The 16,447-nt window shown below is 36.3% G+C and carries 18 protein-coding genes; 15 read left to right on the top strand and 3 right to left on the bottom strand.

What is annotated here, in order from left to right; genetic code table 11:
• The first annotated feature begins 84 nt into the window (after window positions 1–84).
• From GFO_RS06410 to GFO_RS06385, 6 genes are all read left to right on the top strand, one after another.
• Window positions 85–369, top strand: coding sequence for a helix-turn-helix domain-containing protein (locus tag GFO_RS06410; protein ID WP_011709261.1), 285 nt, complete (start codon window positions 85–87; stop codon window positions 367–369).
• Window positions 370–372: 3 nt separating this feature from the next.
• Window positions 373–1,125: a hypothetical protein gene (locus GFO_RS06405; protein WP_011709260.1), complete on the top strand. Its 753-nt coding sequence runs from the start codon at window positions 373–375 to the stop codon at window positions 1,123–1,125.
• A complete protein-coding gene (locus GFO_RS06400; protein WP_011709259.1) occupies window positions 1,109–1,765 on the top strand; it encodes a P-loop NTPase family protein in 657 nt (218 codons plus the stop codon). Before GFO_RS06405 ends, GFO_RS06400 begins: the two co-directional genes overlap by 17 nt.
• A gap of 123 nt (window positions 1,766–1,888) precedes the next feature.
• Entirely contained in the window at window positions 1,889–4,864 is a 2,976-nt protein-coding gene (locus GFO_RS06395; protein WP_011709258.1) for an HsdM family class I SAM-dependent methyltransferase, read from the top strand.
• Window positions 4,865–4,866: 2 nt separating this feature from the next.
• Window positions 4,867–5,547 (top strand): hypothetical protein, encoded by a 681-nt coding sequence (locus GFO_RS06390; protein WP_011709257.1) that lies wholly within the window; start codon window positions 4,867–4,869, stop codon window positions 5,545–5,547.
• Window positions 5,548–5,558: 11 nt separating this feature from the next.
• A complete protein-coding gene (locus GFO_RS06385) occupies window positions 5,559–6,728 on the top strand; it encodes a HEPN-associated N-terminal domain-containing protein (RefSeq protein ID WP_011709256.1) in 1,170 nt (389 codons plus the stop codon).
• A gap of 62 nt (window positions 6,729–6,790) precedes the next feature.
• On the opposite strand, the gene GFO_RS06380 is transcribed toward GFO_RS06385, so the two are convergent.
• Entirely contained in the window at window positions 6,791–7,423 is a 633-nt protein-coding gene (locus GFO_RS06380; RefSeq protein ID WP_011709255.1) for an N-acetylmuramoyl-L-alanine amidase family protein, read from the bottom strand.
• Between the two features lie 190 nt (window positions 7,424–7,613).
• Between GFO_RS06380 and GFO_RS06375 the strand changes: the two genes are divergently transcribed.
• The 9 genes from GFO_RS06375 to GFO_RS06335 are packed head-to-tail and all read left to right on the top strand — an operon-like array spanning window position 7,614 to window position 14,841.
• Window positions 7,614–7,901 (top strand): hypothetical protein, encoded by a 288-nt coding sequence (locus GFO_RS06375; RefSeq protein WP_011709254.1) that lies wholly within the window; start codon window positions 7,614–7,616, stop codon window positions 7,899–7,901.
• Window positions 7,902–7,930: 29 nt separating this feature from the next.
• Window positions 7,931–8,215 (top strand): hypothetical protein, encoded by a 285-nt coding sequence (locus GFO_RS06370; protein ID WP_011709253.1) that lies wholly within the window; start codon window positions 7,931–7,933, stop codon window positions 8,213–8,215.
• The gene (locus tag GFO_RS06365) at window positions 8,202–10,616 is read left to right on the top strand and encodes a TraG family conjugative transposon ATPase (protein WP_011709252.1); all 2,415 of its coding nucleotides are present in this window, start codon (window positions 8,202–8,204) and stop codon (window positions 10,614–10,616) included. The genes GFO_RS06370 and GFO_RS06365 overlap by 14 nt, the downstream gene beginning before the upstream one ends.
• Window positions 10,613–11,194 carry a TrbJ/VirB5 family protein gene (locus GFO_RS06360; protein WP_011709251.1) on the top strand — a complete coding sequence of 194 codons (582 nt, stop codon included), beginning with the start codon at window positions 10,613–10,615 and terminating at the stop codon, window positions 11,192–11,194. The genes GFO_RS06365 and GFO_RS06360 overlap by 4 nt, the downstream gene beginning before the upstream one ends.
• Before the next feature lie 8 nt (window positions 11,195–11,202).
• Window positions 11,203–12,039, top strand: a complete 837-nt coding sequence (locus GFO_RS06355; protein ID WP_011709250.1) for a hypothetical protein — start codon at window positions 11,203–11,205, stop codon at window positions 12,037–12,039.
• A 19-nt stretch (window positions 12,040–12,058) separates the two neighbouring features.
• Window positions 12,059–12,673, top strand: a complete 615-nt coding sequence (locus GFO_RS06350) for a conjugal transfer protein TraK (RefSeq protein ID WP_011709249.1) — start codon at window positions 12,059–12,061, stop codon at window positions 12,671–12,673.
• On the top strand, window positions 12,663–13,595 hold the full coding sequence (traM, locus tag GFO_RS06345; RefSeq protein WP_011709248.1) for a conjugative transposon protein TraM: 933 nt from the start codon (window positions 12,663–12,665) through the stop codon (window positions 13,593–13,595). The genes GFO_RS06350 and traM overlap by 11 nt, the downstream gene beginning before the upstream one ends.
• A gap of 11 nt (window positions 13,596–13,606) precedes the next feature.
• Window positions 13,607–14,467 carry a DUF4138 domain-containing protein gene (locus GFO_RS06340; protein WP_011709247.1) on the top strand — a complete coding sequence of 287 codons (861 nt, stop codon included), beginning with the start codon at window positions 13,607–13,609 and terminating at the stop codon, window positions 14,465–14,467.
• Window positions 14,468–14,475: 8 nt separating this feature from the next.
• On the top strand, window positions 14,476–14,841 hold the full coding sequence (locus tag GFO_RS06335) for a hypothetical protein (protein ID WP_041250039.1): 366 nt from the start codon (window positions 14,476–14,478) through the stop codon (window positions 14,839–14,841).
• A 4-nt stretch (window positions 14,842–14,845) separates the two neighbouring features.
• On the opposite strand, the gene GFO_RS06330 is transcribed toward GFO_RS06335, so the two are convergent.
• Together GFO_RS06330 and GFO_RS06325 are read right to left on the bottom strand one after the other, a co-directional pair.
• Window positions 14,846–15,634, bottom strand: a complete 789-nt coding sequence (locus GFO_RS06330; protein WP_011709245.1) for a nucleotidyl transferase AbiEii/AbiGii toxin family protein — start codon at window positions 15,632–15,634, stop codon at window positions 14,846–14,848.
• The gene (locus GFO_RS06325) at window positions 15,631–16,422 is read right to left on the bottom strand and encodes a type IV toxin-antitoxin system AbiEi family antitoxin domain-containing protein (protein WP_011709244.1); all 792 of its coding nucleotides are present in this window, start codon (window positions 16,420–16,422) and stop codon (window positions 15,631–15,633) included. The genes GFO_RS06330 and GFO_RS06325 overlap by 4 nt, the downstream gene beginning before the upstream one ends.
• Between the last annotated feature and the right edge of the window lie 25 nt (window positions 16,423–16,447).

Genomic DNA, 16,447 nt, shown 5'->3' with positions numbered 1-16,447 from the left:
GAACGAAAGTCAAACCATGATAGGGGCTATCAATTAAAAAGCTTAAACCATTTGGTAGTCCCTTTCTATTAAAAATGTTCTATTATGCCAACAAGTATTATTACCACAGACGATCTTCGAGAATTCAAAATGGAATTGCTCGAAGAATTAAAAAGTATACTCTCCAAACAATCCTCCGGGACACTCAAGCGCTATCTGAAATCTTCCGAAGTTATGGACCTGCTTCAAATCAGTCCGGGTACTTTACAAAATCTTCGAATAAATGGTACCCTGCCCTATACCAAGGTAGGTGGGATTATTTACTATGATGTCCAGGAGATCCACCGGGTCATGGATGAAAACAGAGTTAAACACAATTTTGATCTATAAAGGATGAATTATATTAAGCAACTCAACGCGGCTTTTGAAAAATTCTTTTTCGACGAGCGCCTAAACCCAACGCATATTAGTTTATATATGGCTCTATTTCAGGAATGGAATAGTAATCGGTTTGCAGATATATTTTTTGTCAACCGTAGGGAACTGATGCGTGTAGCCAAGATAGGTTCAAAATCTACCTATCATCGCTGTATAACAGATCTTGACTCTTGGAACTATCTCTCGTATTTTCCATCCAACAATCCTTACAAGGGAAGTAAAATTAAGATGTCCATTATCGGGACAACTGATGAACCGGTTACGGGAGACTACGATCCCATATTGGAACAGCTTGCGGAACAGTACTGTCCCAAAGATAAACCAGTTGTGTACCAGCACCATCCCGTCAATGGACAAGCTGTGGACCCGCACCGTCCCGCCAGTGGACAGGCATTGGTACCTTATATAAACAATACTAAACAAATAAACATTCATAAACAGCCAAAGGGCAGGCAGGCCGTTTTAATTTTTTTTGAAGAAAAAGGATTTAATGCTGATGAAGGAAAAAAATTCTTTGATCATTACCACTCCAATAATTGGAAAACAAGTGATGGAAACGAAGTAAGGGACTGGCAAGCCCTAGCGATCCACTGGATGGATAGAACCGAATTATTCAACGAAGAAAACAAAGAAATCAAAAAGGAAGCATTCCATAATCAGGACAACCTCAAAACCACTAAAACCAAGGATTATGCACAACCCCTCTAAAATAATCGAAGGTGGAAAAGAATATTCTTTAGGCAGGTTTGATGGCAAATCCGTGCAGTATGATTTTCCTAAAATCCTGGTATATTTAGAAGCCAAAGGCAAACTCCTCTTTGGAGATAAGTTCAAAATTTATAAAAAGGATAGGGAAATCTTATTAAAGCTGTGTTCTTATTTTATCAGAGACAAAGAAAATTGCAAAAAATTTGATATTGACATAGATAAGGGACTCTTACTTACCGGTCCCGTGGGATGTGGTAAAACAAGTCTTATGAAACTCTTACATTTTTTAGTGCCACACCAACGAAAATATGTATTAATGCCCTGTCGCAATATTGTTTTTGCCTTCAATCATATAGGATATAAAACCATAGAAGATTATGGAGAAAGTAGTTTCTTCTGTTTCGATGATATTGGTGTAGAACCTATGGGACGCCATTATGGTAAAGACTGCAATGTAATAGGGGAAATCCTGCTCTCTCGTTATGATCTTTTTCTTGAAACTAATCTAAAAACCCATGCTACTACTAATTTAAATGCAGAGGAGTTGGAAGAACGCTATGGAAATAGAGTACGCAGCAGGATGCGGGAATTGTTTAATTTGATTGCTTTCGATGAGAAGGATAGGGATAAGAGGAAGTAACTCCACTAAGTCACTATCAAAAACGGAAATGGCCGTAAAGGTTGTATTTTAATTGAAATAGGACCAGTAAAATATCAAAATTGTAGCTGTAAATTTTATCTTTGTACAAAAAATTTAACATTTTTGCAACTATCTCAAGCTTTTAAGGACGGACTAGGCTCTCTTGGTTTATATCAAGAAAGCGATGACTGCCTTTTCCTAACAAAAGACTATAAGAATACTTCTGACTTATCTATGAAGTTGCAGCTTGAAAAAGCACAAAAATTTGAAGCTACAGCAGTTTTTTTTCGGAATGAAATTAATCGGCCAAAGGCACAGATTTACATTTATGATCACACCCATTTAGAAAGTTCTGAAAATAGACTCAGTGAAATTCAAAAAATGGTATGGAGTAATGGTGCTGTTCCAATAGTTTGCGTCTTTTATAAAACTGAAATCAAAATATTAGATTGTACGCAACACATAAAAGACGACAACAAACCAGTTTATCTAGCAACCTTAGAGCATCTAGCTACTGCTCACGAACTTTATAACCAAAATTTTGCAATTAAAATAAAGACAGGCACTTTCTGGGAAGAACAAGATGTTAAAAAGAAATTCAAATTCAATGCGTCGTCCTACGACATATTGATTCGTTGGATTAGAGAAATTGCAAGACAAATCGGATTCTCAAATTCCGATGCGGATGAGCGGGTAATCAAAAAAATCATTATTCAGGCAATAATGATTAAATACTTAGAAGAAAGAAAAGACTCAGACGGCAACAGTTCTTTTAACCAAAAATATTTTCGAAAATATGGGAACTGCAAAGAGTTTGTTGATGTACTATCTAGAGGTAGTTTCGTCGCACTTCTCGATGATTTGCAACACGATTTGAATGGAAATCTATTTGATTGGAAACCTCAAGAAAAAGAATTAATTCCATCCTTAGATTTATCTGGGCTTGTAGAAGCATTGAAGGCTTATAAAACACCAGAAGATAGTCATAATGAAATTCTAGAGTTGATTAGATACTACGAATTCAGTTATATTCCTGTAGAGCTAATCAGCCGTATTTATGAGGAATTCTTGGCTGGAGGTGATGATGCTCTATTTAGCCAAAAGGAAAAAAAGCAGAAAGATGGAATTTTTTACACACCTTCACATCTTGCTCAGCTATTGGTAGACGAGATTATGCCACTGCATCAATTTAAAGACATCGATATCAAAGGATTCAAGATACTGGATCCAGCGTGTGGTTCTGGAATTTTCCTTGTTTTAGCCTTTAAAAGATTGGTACAATGGTGGCGTTTGCAAAACGATCTTAAAAAACCAGATATTCAAACGTTAAAGGATATTTTGGATTGTATTTATGGAATAGATAAAGAGTTCGAAGCTACCAAATTAGCAGCATTCAGTCTTTGTCTTGCACTTTGTGATGAACTTTCGCCAAAACAAATTATTAATGAACTTAAATTCAGTGATCTTACTGATAATCAAATATTACATTCAGATTTTTTCATAGAACATTTGCTGTCGCTTCCTGGTGGCGATAATGATCTAAAAAAACAGCAATCAAATTTTAAGAAATTAAAAGGGATTAAATTTTCACGGATTATAGGTAATCCACCGTTTGATCGTGGCGCACTAAATTTGTACAAAAGAAGATGGGAAGAAGAAGGCATTGATATTCCCCAGGGCCAGATAGCTTTAAAGTTCCTTTCCGAATGCTTGGCTCTTTTGGAACCTAATGGTCTTCAATGTCTTATCATCAAATCGTCGAGCCTACTTTATAACTCAAGTTCTATTGAGTACAAAGAAAGGCTGTTCAGAAATTATAACGTACTTCAGATCTTGGATTTTACACCTTTAGGTCGTAATAATAGTCTATGGGATGGCGCTGATGTTGCAAGCGCAGCAATTTTTCTGCGTAATGAGAAACCCGACTTTGGCAAGAATATTTTACACTTGATTTTTAGAAGGACCAAGGCAGTAAAAGAACGGCTCGTGTTTGAGGTAGATGAATATGATTTTCACTTTGTCAAAAGAAGCGATGCCATAAACAATCCCTTTATTTGGAAAATAAATCTATTAGGTGGTGGCAGAATTGGCAGTTTGATAGCTAAGTCTAGAGCTCTAAATACGTTTCAGACTTATCTTGATTCTCATAATTGTGTCTCAATGGAGGGATATAGAACTGGACTTAAAGGCAAGAAACGTCCAGAGTATATGTACAGCCTGAAAAGTTTACCAACTTCTGCTCTGAAATCAAGGGATATTGACTTCGAACAGCTAGAAATAATATCCCAAGATGTTTCATTTGTTAAAGTTCCCGAACAATTTTTTTTTGAAAGCCCTAATGTACTTCTTTATGAAAATTTAGGTACTGACAATTTACCCGTTTTTCTTAATACAAATAGGTCATTTTCTTTTAAAGCCAATATAATATCTGTCAAATCTTTGTCGGATGATGTAGAAGTTCTAAAAAGTATTGTTAATAATTTCGAAATCAATTCAGATTTTTATCTATTCTTTATATTCTGCACGAGTAGCCAAGTTCTCATTAATCTAAATTCAGCATTACTGAAAAAAGATTATATGACTTTGCCATACGTAGAGAACAGAAAAGAATTTTTTAGTGAAATTGACATTAACATCATCAATGACGTAAATACGAGCTATCAAAGCTTTTTGCGCCACGGGGAACATTCAGAAATTCTTAGTAAAATAGATGATGACAACCTTAAGAGCAAGATTCAATTATATGGCTCACAATTTTGTAAACTTCTCAATGAGATCAAAGGAGACCAGAGAAAATCATTCAGAATCGATGAAGTCTGCAAATTATATGGCGACTCTTATATTTGTGTAGTTTTCAAATATGAAAAATCTAATTACGATAAAGAAATTGTCTGGCGAAAAGATAACGGAAAGAGCATAAGTTCCCTTTTAAATTTTGAAATATCGAGTAGACTAAATTCAAAACGTATTTTAAGATATTACCATTCGGATAATACCATATTTTTAGTTAAACCAAATCAAAAGCGGTACTGGCTTTCGCATATAGCTTATAGAGATGCCGACAAGACAATTTTTGATTTAGTAAGAAAACGAGATTGAGGATGGTGGTTGATGAATTTTCCGAAGACAACAACGGTACCTCTTTTGAATTAGATATATCAAAGGATAGCCTTCGTCAAATAATTTTACAGAGTATTTCAAATACAGCGAGACCATTTACAATCGCAGTACAAAACCACGAAAATCAGGATTGGAACGAAGATAGTCTTACTCAGGTTTTTATAGGACAAAATACTGTACAACTTCAAAAAACCGGTTTGCCTTTGATGGTTGCGGTGCAATATAGAGATATATACCATAAAACAAAGGGCATACCAGATGTTTTCTATTCATTGATTGAGGAAGGTAAAGATCATAAGCCGGAATTCTTAATGGAAGCCAAAAGATTACCTGCACCCACTCTAAAAAGAGAAAAAGAATATGTAGTTGGCACAACGCCATCTGGTAATCCCAATGGTGGGATTGAGCGATTTAAGTTAGGGAGGCACGGTGCAGGACATCCCCACTGCGGTATGCTGGCTTTTGTCGAAGACAGCGAATTTGAAGATTGGTTCAATTCCGTTAATCGTTGGATTAGCGAACTAATCCCATCGTGGTCTAAAAACGAGCTTCTAGAACTTCAAGAAGTCAAACCCTTTTGCAATCATTATAAATCCAAAGCTGAAAGAGAAGACAATGAGCTGCACATAGATCATTTTTGGATTAAAATTTTTAATAATTAAAGTTCAACCATATGGCTTGGACTAAACGATTTCGCAAACCCGGTGACCCAGAGGAAGGATATTATTTCGATGTAGGCACCTTCGTTTGTAGAAATCATTTTGAGGATTCATTTTTGAATAACCATATTAAGTCTGAAGGCCAAAGAGGTTTATGCTCATATTGTGATAGAAGAAGTATTGTAATAGAATTGGAGTTTGTTCTGGAAATTATTGCATTGGGAATAGAATTCGTTTACGAAGACCCCGCGAACAGTAGATATTATAACAAGGATACAACATATGGTTATGATGGTAATATTATGCCATTTAGTGAAATGTGGTGGGATGATCCATTTGACTTACGAATTGAAGATGATAAATTATTGGAAGATGTTTTTAACCAACTTGGAACCGACCAGCTTTATTGCTTGAAAGACGAATTTGGTTCACACGAAGATTTTCTTCACGATTTATGGAATCATTTTAAGTCTGTTTTGAAGCATAGGGCAAGATTTGCATTTCACTTCTCAAATATATTTAAACAATGGAATCTTTCCAATCCTGCCGATATTTTACATCAGGTGGAATATGCGATTCTGAGAAATAATATGATAACCGAGCTATCCGAAGGCTCAAAGCTATACAGGACAAGACAGCACAAAAGGAAAGATGAAATACAGAATGCAGACCAAATGGCGTCTTTACCCAACTTTCTAAACAGAACAGCAGGAAGAATGAATGCCGCAGGAATTTCGCTTTTCTATTGTTGTCGGAATAGGAAATTGACCATTGATGAAGTTGTTAGCAAAAAGCGAAGTTCTAAACCATATTACACCACATCAATTTTTTACAACAAAGAGCAACTGAGATTGGTAGATTTAACAAAACTTCCCGACATTCCGTCCATTTTTGATACTGAAAACAATCATTTCAGGGATATCATTTTCTTCCTGAAAACATTTATGACAGAAATTAGCCAACCCATAAAAGTAAAAGATTCTATTCTTGAATATCTTCCAACGCAGGTTATTACGGAATACTTAAGATATAATACAGAGCTAAACGTGCAAGGAATTATTTATTGGTCATCTAAGAATATAAAAGAAAAGAATATTGTGCTCTTTTTTGATCACGAAGAATCTTTAGATAATCTCAACTTTGACTTGAAAAGCCTACGAACTTACTTAGTTAAATCCCTATAGATTTTTTGAAGAATAGCTTTTATGCTCTTTATGACTTCAATCCCCAACTCTCTCATAACAATTTAATTATTGATTAAACTTTCCCATATGACTAAAGCTAAAGCCTTAATCGACTCCTGCTTTTCGTAATACTTGCTCTCATCCCCATTACTCAAAAACCCCAATTCCAATAGAACAGAGGTGCAATAGCCTATTGTTTCCAGCAGCACCTGAAAATTTCCAAACTTCACTCCCCTACTTTCAAAACCCAGCTTCTTATTTAGGTCATCTTGCAACTGAAAAGCAAACCAAGTCGAATCATCAGAATGGTTGGAAGGCTTATTGGCCACATAAATTTCAATACCTCTGGCGTTTGGATTGTACGAATGATTACAATGCAGCGAAATAAACAGATCAGCCTGCAGGGTTCTTGTCAGTTTAGTTCTATCCGATAATGAAATCAAGGTATCATTATATCGGGTTAAATAAATATCGAAAGGATCATCTAGATTTTCGTTAAGCCTCAAAGTTTCCTTCGCAATATTCAACACCACATCTTTTTCCTGAATCCTATTTATTCCGATTGCACCAGAGTCTTTTCCTCCGTGTCCGGGATCAATGACTATTATTTTTTCATTCGGCTTTCCCTGCCCGAAAATGAGGCACATTTTCAAGAGCAAAAAGACAAAACCGACGTTTCTGAGTGTTTTTTTCATTTTCAGTTTTCGGGTTATCAACAACTTACCTATTGAAATTCATAGAATTTGATGTCAAATAATAACAATGAAATTCAAATAAAACTAAATAATATTTTATTCACAATTATCTGATTTTCAATTATTTGAACCTAAATATATGTAATTTTTCTTTAACGAAAACAACATCAAAAATCTAAACTTTTCCGTTATGAAAAAATCATTCTATTTGGCAACTTTTGTTTCACTGCTTTCAACATCTCTCTTTGCACAGATTGGGGGAATTGAAGATTCCGTAAATGATGTTTCTGATACTATTAGGAGCATCTTCCCTATTATACTTGGGGTCATCTTCCTTATTGGTTTCCTGTTCAACGCAGGACATTTCTTTGGAGAAAATTCCGATCTCAAAAAAGGAATCACCAGGGTACTGGTTTTTGTCCTCATTGCCGGTGCTGTCGTAGGCATTTTTTCCTATCTGATCACCATTGTAGTATAAGACCCTGAAGTAATATTGAACTAAACGCTATGAAAAAATTTGAGATCTATAGAAATATGAGAAAAACGGCAATCATTTTTGGATTGCCCTTGTCCCTGTTCGCAATGATGATGGTTTCCGTAATAGCCTCATTACTGGTCATCATCTTTTCTTTTGGTTTTGGGATTATTAGTGGGGTATTTATTTTCAATTCGGCCTTATACATCGCCTTAATCAGGTCAGTAAATAATCCTCAGGTATTTCATGTGGCAAAAGTATTCCCAACAATCATTAGTAATAAAAAAAATTCCGGATTCGACTATGAAAAAGATTAACCTATCGGCCCATCATCCAATTGCAGATATTCTAGACAATATCATTTTTGCCAACAATGGTAATGTAGTTTTGTGTTATGAAGTGATCTTACCAGAGATATATTCCCTATCAGAAAAAGATTTTGAGGATATTCACGGAGCATGGTTTCAGGCACTTAAATCACTACCGGTAGGAACTGTTGTCCATAAGCAGGATATTTATTTAAAGACAGCCTATTCGTGCGAGAAACTACCACGCGAATCCTTTTTAGAAAAAGCCACCCATGATCATTTCAAAGGAAGAGGATTTATGCAGCATCGCAGTTTTCTCTTTTTTATCCTGCCCAAAAATAAAGCCCTTAATAACTCCAAATATGTCAATCCGTTTAGAAATATCTCAAAGGGTATTGTCAGGGAATTAGATGAAAATGTACACAGCTTTATAGGTGCAGTTAGCGATTCGGTTTCTTTCATTAATAACAGTCGTAAAATAGATCTCTTCCCGCTTGAAAGGAAAGGTATAGAGCGCTTGACTAACTGCTATTTCAATGGTTTCAATAAAGGTTTTGATACCGATATTCTATTAGAAAAAGGGAACATAAATATTGGTGAAAATTATTTTGACACCCTGGCCATCAACAGCGAATTATGTTTTGGCGAAAGTGTTCAAAGCAGCAAAACCAACGAAAAATTTACTTCAGACGATTTTGTATTCCATCAGGGATTTATCGATGGTTTAGGACTCACCCTGAATGAAAATCATATGGTAAACCAGATCATTTACCTGGATGATAAACATAAATGGCGTAAGCTGCTGGATAAAAAAGTTGAGGAATTAAAAAAGAGTTCCAATTTCGGCTCTCAAAACAAAATAGTACTTGGTAAAATCCAGCATATTTTGGATCAGATCAATGCGGACGACAATTCTCGAATTATACGCGGTCATCTAAACATCATCTATTGGGATCGAGAAGCTAAAAATCTAAATAGGATTGCTTCCAAAATAAAGACCGAATTCAAAGAGCTGGACATTCTACCCTACTATCCAGGGGGCGAAGAACGTAAAAATTATATACTAAACAGTTATTACTGTTTTTCGTCAAATTTTTCGAATGAAGATTTATATGTAACCGATCTAAAACATGCACTATGCCTGTTTATTAACAATACAAATTACAAGTCTGATTCGACTGGCATCATCTTTAATGACCGGGAACACAATATCCCTGTGCTCAAGGATGTCTGGGACGAGAAAAAGAAACGGATCAAGGCCCGAAATTTTGCCATTTTTGCTCCAACGGGTGAAGGCAAATCCTTTTTGGCCAACAACATCCTGAGGCAATATTTTGAAAGTGGAGTTCGCCTGGTCATTATTGACCTAGGAGGATCATACACCAAATTCGCTAAACTATATCCCGGACAATATACTGTGCTTCGCTATGAAAGCGGAAAGAGTTTAGGCATCAATCCTTTCTACATCAATAATATAAATGATCTAAGTCCAGAACGACTGGAAGATTTATCGGTGTTCTTATTCGAACTATTCGCCTCTGACCTGAAAGTAACCAAGGCTCAGTCCGTATCAATTAAAAAGATTTTACGCCACTATTATTTAAACACACCTCATAATCATTCTATGGATAGCTTTTATCAATTCATAGAAAGCAACCAAAAAGAATTGTTGAGCAAACTCAAAATCCATCCCGACTACTTCAACATTACGAACTTCTTACATATCATGTCGGAGTATGTTGGCGATGGTCTATATAGTTTCCTGTTTGAAATGAGCGAAGATCAGACTTATAAAATTGAGGATAAACGTCTGATCGTTTTTGAACTGGATGAAGTAAAGGATAACAAGGAAATCCTTTCGGTGATGTTGAAGCTGATCAAGTCGGCCATTCAAAGAACCATTTGGAAAAACCGTTCGGAAAAAGGAATTATCCTTTTTGATGAATTCGCCAAGCAACTGAAATTTGAAAACGTACTGGAGAGCGTAGAATTTTATTACCAGGCTATCCGTAAACAGAACGGTGCTATCGGTATTATCCTCCAATCCATCAATCAACTACCTAACAATTCCACATCAGCTAGTATTCTGGAGAACACACAGGTGATTTACAGCCTTCATAACGAAAAAGGATATGAAGAGCTGGTACGACGTCTAAGTCTTTCTAAACATGATCTTAACCAGTTAAAATCTATCAAGAACAACCTTACCGGATCCAGAAAATACACAGAGATTTTTATAAAGATCGGAAAGCAAAGCAATGTATTCCGTCTTGAGGTACCTATGGAAGTTTACGCGGCGTACCAGACGGACGGCTCAGAGAATGATCACATAATGGCCCTTTATGATCAACATAAATCCATGGAAAAAGCAATTACAGAATTTATTAATCCAAAAAACAGGAAATCATGAAAAACAAGATTAAAATTTTAATAATGGCAATAGCCCTTGCCATATTAATGCCAGGCCGTGCCACGGCCCAGGGAATGCCGGTTTATGACAACACCAATTTTATTAGTCTGGCTAAGTCACTGATCGAATCGGCAAAGCAAACCTCACAGTTACTTCAGACTGTTGAATTTCTCAAACAGCAGAAAGAAAATCTGGAAAAGGTAAACAATGTGGTCAAGCAACTGAAAGCGGTTCGTGAAATTGCGGCCAACAATGAGCGACTTTTTGATATAGTTCGCGACGACTTAAAAGAGATCCTGAATTCACCGTATATCAAACCCGAGGAGGTTACCCGTATTTCCGATTCTTTCAATGCCATTATAGAAAGCTCCCTGGAAGATCTGGACTTTATAGAGCAGATCTTATCCAGCGATTATCTGAAAATGACCGATGCGGAACGGGCGGCTATCCTAAAAGAAAAGGAGCTTCAATCTAAAGAAATGGTCTCAGAAATAAGATTGAAAACCAAACGCTATCGCGACATCATTTCCTTTAGAGAAATGCAGGACAAAATTAATAATCGCGAAACTGACTATTAAAATTGGCCATGGGGATATTTTTAGGGATAGGATTAGAATATGTCGATGCTGTTTTTCAGGTTATTAAAGACAGTGAATTTTCGCAATACACCATTGCAGGAATGAAAACCCTGGCTGTGCTTTTTTTTCTGGTCAATATTCTTAAAAAGTACAATGAAGGAATTGCGGATAAGGATGGATATACCTGGGGGCTTAGTCCCGGGGAACTGGCAAGGAATTTTGCGGTTGTACTCTTGGTTATATTTTCAACTCAGGTTCTCAGCTTTTTTGATAGTATTTTGGTAGCTATAGAATCCCAGTATAAGGACACGGCACCAGCCCTTATTCCACTTCAACTTCAGGATATAGACCTGGAAACGGAGGTTGGAGCCTGGGATGCAGCCACTAAAGCAATGTCTTTGCTCTATGATGCCCTGGTAACTCCCTTGTATCCCGTAAAGGTAATTTCCTTTGTGATAGGTTTGTTCTTATGGGTACTGGATCTATTTATATATCCGCTCTTTTTGGCCGAACGTTATTTCTTGCTAGGGATCATGCAGGCATTTTTCCCGCTGGTCATCAGCCTGGCAGTATTTGAAAAATTTAGGGATATGGCGTATAATTTTTTCAGGCTCTATGCCGCAGTTTATATGCTGGTACCCGCATTCTTCCTGGTCAACATTTTTGTAAATAACCTCTATGCAGAAATCAACACGAATTTTTGGGCAAATCTATTAGGGAACGCTACCGATAATAATATCATTAAAATCATAGTAGAGGCAGGATCTATCGGTTTCATTGTCTTTCTGAAATTTAAACTATACCGACGCGCCACCACATTCACTTTTAAACTTTTCACTTCGTAAATCAGATAAATTAAAAATCATGAAAACAGCATACCGAAATATCTATTCTGTCTTAAAAATTAACCGGTTTATCGTATTGACTGTGGTGCTTTTGGCTTTATTATCAAGTGGATTTTCAGGATTGATCGTCTATAAAATATATCAGAAATCTCTGAATAGCTCTTTTGCGATCAGTACCGATGGATCCGTGATTCCGCTGAAATGGATTTCTCAAAAGGAGAATTTTCAGGTTGAAGCCCTGGCTCATCTGGAGCTATTTCACACCTACTTCTATAATATAGATGCCAGCAATTATGAGAAGAATTTAGAAAAAGCCTTATGGCTCGGCAATAGTTCGGTGGATAACCTATATCGTCAAAAGAAAGCTGACGGGGTCTATAACCGGCTGATTCAATATTCCCTGGTTCAAAAAGTCTTGAGTACTGAATCAGAAATTGATTTAGAAAACGAGCCCTATCAATTCACAACCACTACTATTTTTGAGATTAATCGCGGTACGATCACAGATACCTATGAACTGGTATCCACAGGAAACCTAATTATAGTAGATCGCAATTATCCAAACAACACCCATGGCCTCCTCATCACTAATTATTTTGAAAACTCCTTAAAAAAACTCAATAATGAAAATTGAAAAAAACAAAATCGTATTTGCTTCCGTACTGGCTGTGGTGGTACTATTTATTGTGGCTTATTCATATATGATAATGTCCGATGATGATAATGAAGGTGAAAATTTAAAGCAAACTACCGTTCCTGAAATTGGTAATGAGCATGAGGAGTATGCCTCAAAACTGGATGCTATTAATGCCCTGAAAGAAGTAAAGGAAACCAATGCTCCCAGCATCTATAATGAAAGCCTGATAGACTCCGCCGGATTTTACGATCCTGACTTGATAGATAAAGAAAAACAAAGAATTGTAGATAGTATTTACAATTCCGGGCGTATCCAATATTCAAACACACCATATCGAAGGGATACTTCAGTAATCGTAAAAAAAGATAGCGCAAAAATTGATTCCATTTTACCCAATACCAATATGGTAATTTCTACTAAGGAAATCGGTTTGGAACACCAGCTCTTTTTTAGTTCAAATCCTTCCGGAAATTCAGATTTAGAGACCTATGAAAAAAGTAATATGATCTACGCTGAAGTAGCCGGAACACAGGTGGTTAAAAAGAGTTCAAGATTGCGTATGCGGCTTAGTGAAGATGCCGAAATCAATGGGAAGCTTTTTCCTAAAAACACTCCCATATTTGGTTTTATAAGTTTCCAGCCCAACAGGGCTCTAATAGAGATTGAAAATATAAACCACCAGCCGGTAAAACTAAAAGCATACGATCTTCTTGACGGTAGTGAGGGAATCTACATTGAAAACAGCCTGAGAGCCGATGCTAGTCGGGAAGTGGTCGATGATATCATCCAGGACATTAATATTAGTGGTGTTCCGCAGATTAGTGGAATCAAAAAAGTCTTTCAACGCGATAACCGAAATATAAAGGTAACGGTTTCTAATTCTTATAAACTTATTTTAAAAGCGCCAAGGGGGCATTAATTCTCATCATTATGAAAAATCTATTCATTGCTTTAAACCTTATCAGTGTTATTACTTATGGAAGGCTGTATGCTCAGGAAGAAATATCTCTGCCTGAAAAGACCATTATTTTGGATACAATCTATGCAAACGATACAAAGAATGTAGCCCTGTTCTTTCCTGATCCTATTAGACAGGGAATCACCGGTTCAGAAAATTTTATTTTCACCTATAACAGAGATAAAGGACAATATTTCGGATTATTGCAGGCCACACCGGGAGAGGATAGTAATTTACTCATAATCAGCATGAACGGTTCAATTTATTCGTATATTGTAAAGTATAAAGAACAGCTTTCTAAATTAAACTATTTTGTTCCGCGGACTAAAAGTATTGGGAATGAAAAACCTGTTGTAAAAAATACTGAACCAAACGACAGTGTAGGTTATAAAAATGTAAGTAGAACTGTCTACTATAAAAAGTTCAGCAATTTCCTGCTCGCAAGAACACAGAAAATTGGTAAGATAAAAAAACGTTCTGATGGTATTGTTTTAAGAGTAGAGAATATTGTTTTCGATAGGTCATCATTATATTTCGTTATCGAAATTGAAAATTCTTCTTCTCTGGATTACGATCTTAATTTTCTAAAATTTTATACGGAAACAAAGAAACAGGGGAAAAGGAAATCCATTCAAAAATTGGAAAAACAACCAGTTTATACTCATCAGCTACCATTCAAGATTACGGGAAAGGAAATGAAAAGAATGGTCTTTGTACTTCCAAAGTTTTCTTTGGCTGATGGTAAAAGATTGGTCATTGAACTCAATGAACAAAACGGAGAACGTAATATAAACCTAAATGTAAAAAAGCGATTTATTAATAACCCTAATTGATCAAAAAAATGAGAAAGCTGATTTATATATTTATCCTAATATCTGGAATTGCATGTTCAGAAGGCGCCCAAATATCTCACACAGAAACCGCTAAATTAGTTGCGGAAAGCTTCATACATAAGGACAATAGTACTTTGGAAAAATACACTACTCCCCAACGTTATCGGTCTCTGGTTTCGGTTCAGGATATGGTCACTTCTTCATATTCCGGAGATACTAATTTTAAAGTGGTGCGGGATACAGTTTACAGCGATACTGCCTGGGTGAAATTTACAACTTCCCACGAACAAAAACCGGAGACTTTCAAATTGATAAAAAAAGATGACCAATGGAAAGTGACTGAAACCGGATTAAGAGAACGCAGTCCATTTTAGTAGATCACATTCTTGAAATGATACTTTCTTTTAACCACTGAAAAGCAGCTTTCTGGTCATAGGCTATTTCCGACCTCAATAAACCTTCCATATCCCCGGTAAAACCCGGATCAGTTTCTTTGGCTTCTATATTTTGCAAAAACTCTTTTTGTGAAGGTGTTTTTCCTACTGAAAACTTCATATAAGTATTAAAACATTTGATTATTTGATCTACATCAAGATCCATATTTCTCCGAGAATAATCCAAATCGAATAAATCCCTTCCTTTGCTTCGCTGATACAAGGCTCTTAGTTTTGTTCCTAAAAGTTCATTGATGCTGTAGGTGGTAATAGCGCATTTTCCTTTAAACCAGGAATTATTGATCTCAAATGGAAATTTAACCCATTCAAGAACATTAAAATGTTCCTTGCAATTAATCTCCAGTTTAAGCCTACGACGCTCTTCCTCATATTCAGAAGTAAATCGATATAAAGCCTTAGCTCCGTGTCCTCTGAGCTGAGTGCGCCTGTCTTCTTCAAAAAAAGTGATGACCTCCCCTATCCGCTTCATAATAGGTTTAATAGGTCCTTCTTTGATTTGCACCAGGTCAATATCCTCGGAGTATCTTGGTGCCGGGTCCAGATATAATTTATGTAAAGCAGTACCTCCTCTAAAAGCCAAGTTCTCACGTAGGAAATCATCAGAGAAAATTTCTACCAGAGCCCTACTAATAATCAAGTCCTGTTCAACCTGTCCAAATTCTTTCCATGGAGCATTTTCCTGCCATTGCGCTATAAAAGGTTTGGGGATCATAAATCACTTTCTAATTGTAGGTTAACATCCACTTTCCATTTATTGTCCACTGCGCCAGGCTTTTGTTTAGTATCGGGCTGCAATAAAATAGGATAAAACTTTTGTCTGTTCAGGTGTTCAAAAATAAGGTTTCCGAGGCTATTATTTAGGTATATTTCCGAAATTAAAAAACCTATACGCTGCAAGGTTGCTTTGTGATCAAACCATTCGAGCAGATCTTGCAGGTCATCTTGAGAAACTTCTTCCAATAACTCTTCTATCGTCGAAAGCATCCGATTGAGACCACCTAGTTTGTTTTGATAACGTATCAAATCTGCCAGTGTAAGTGCCGGACTCGAAATATGATAGATCCCGGCATCAGATTTTTTAGAAATGATATTATTCTTGGGCCAAACCGAAGTTGTGAAAAACCGAATATCGATGGCCGACTTCCGAATATCCAAAAGTTTAGGCGTCTGGGACATCACATAATCACGTTGTGTCTGCTGATGACTAGCACCATATATTTTAGCTGCGCTATAAAAACCCAGATAGTATTTGCGTTCTAAATAATCAAACAGTTTATGTATATAAAGGCTTATAGGCAACTTTCCAAATTTAGCGTATCTTGGCGTGAGTATTAAATAAAAACCCTGCCTAAGGTTAATGACTTCACCCTTTTCAATTAAACGGTCAAGTTCTCTTATAATTGCGGTTCTGCCTTTACCGGTCTCCTTTAAAAGCTCAGCCAGCGAAAAGGAATATTCCTCGACACTTAATAGTTTATTAATATATTCGGATACTGACATTTTAGTATTTATTCGATAAAAATAC

The sequence above is a fragment of the Christiangramia forsetii KT0803 genome (assembly GCF_000060345.1).
In the GTDB taxonomy this organism is placed as follows: Bacteria; Bacteroidota; Bacteroidia; order Flavobacteriales; family Flavobacteriaceae; genus Christiangramia; species Christiangramia forsetii.
The sequence above is the reverse complement of the archived record's forward strand: the minus strand, read 5'-3'. Positions and strand labels throughout refer to the sequence as shown.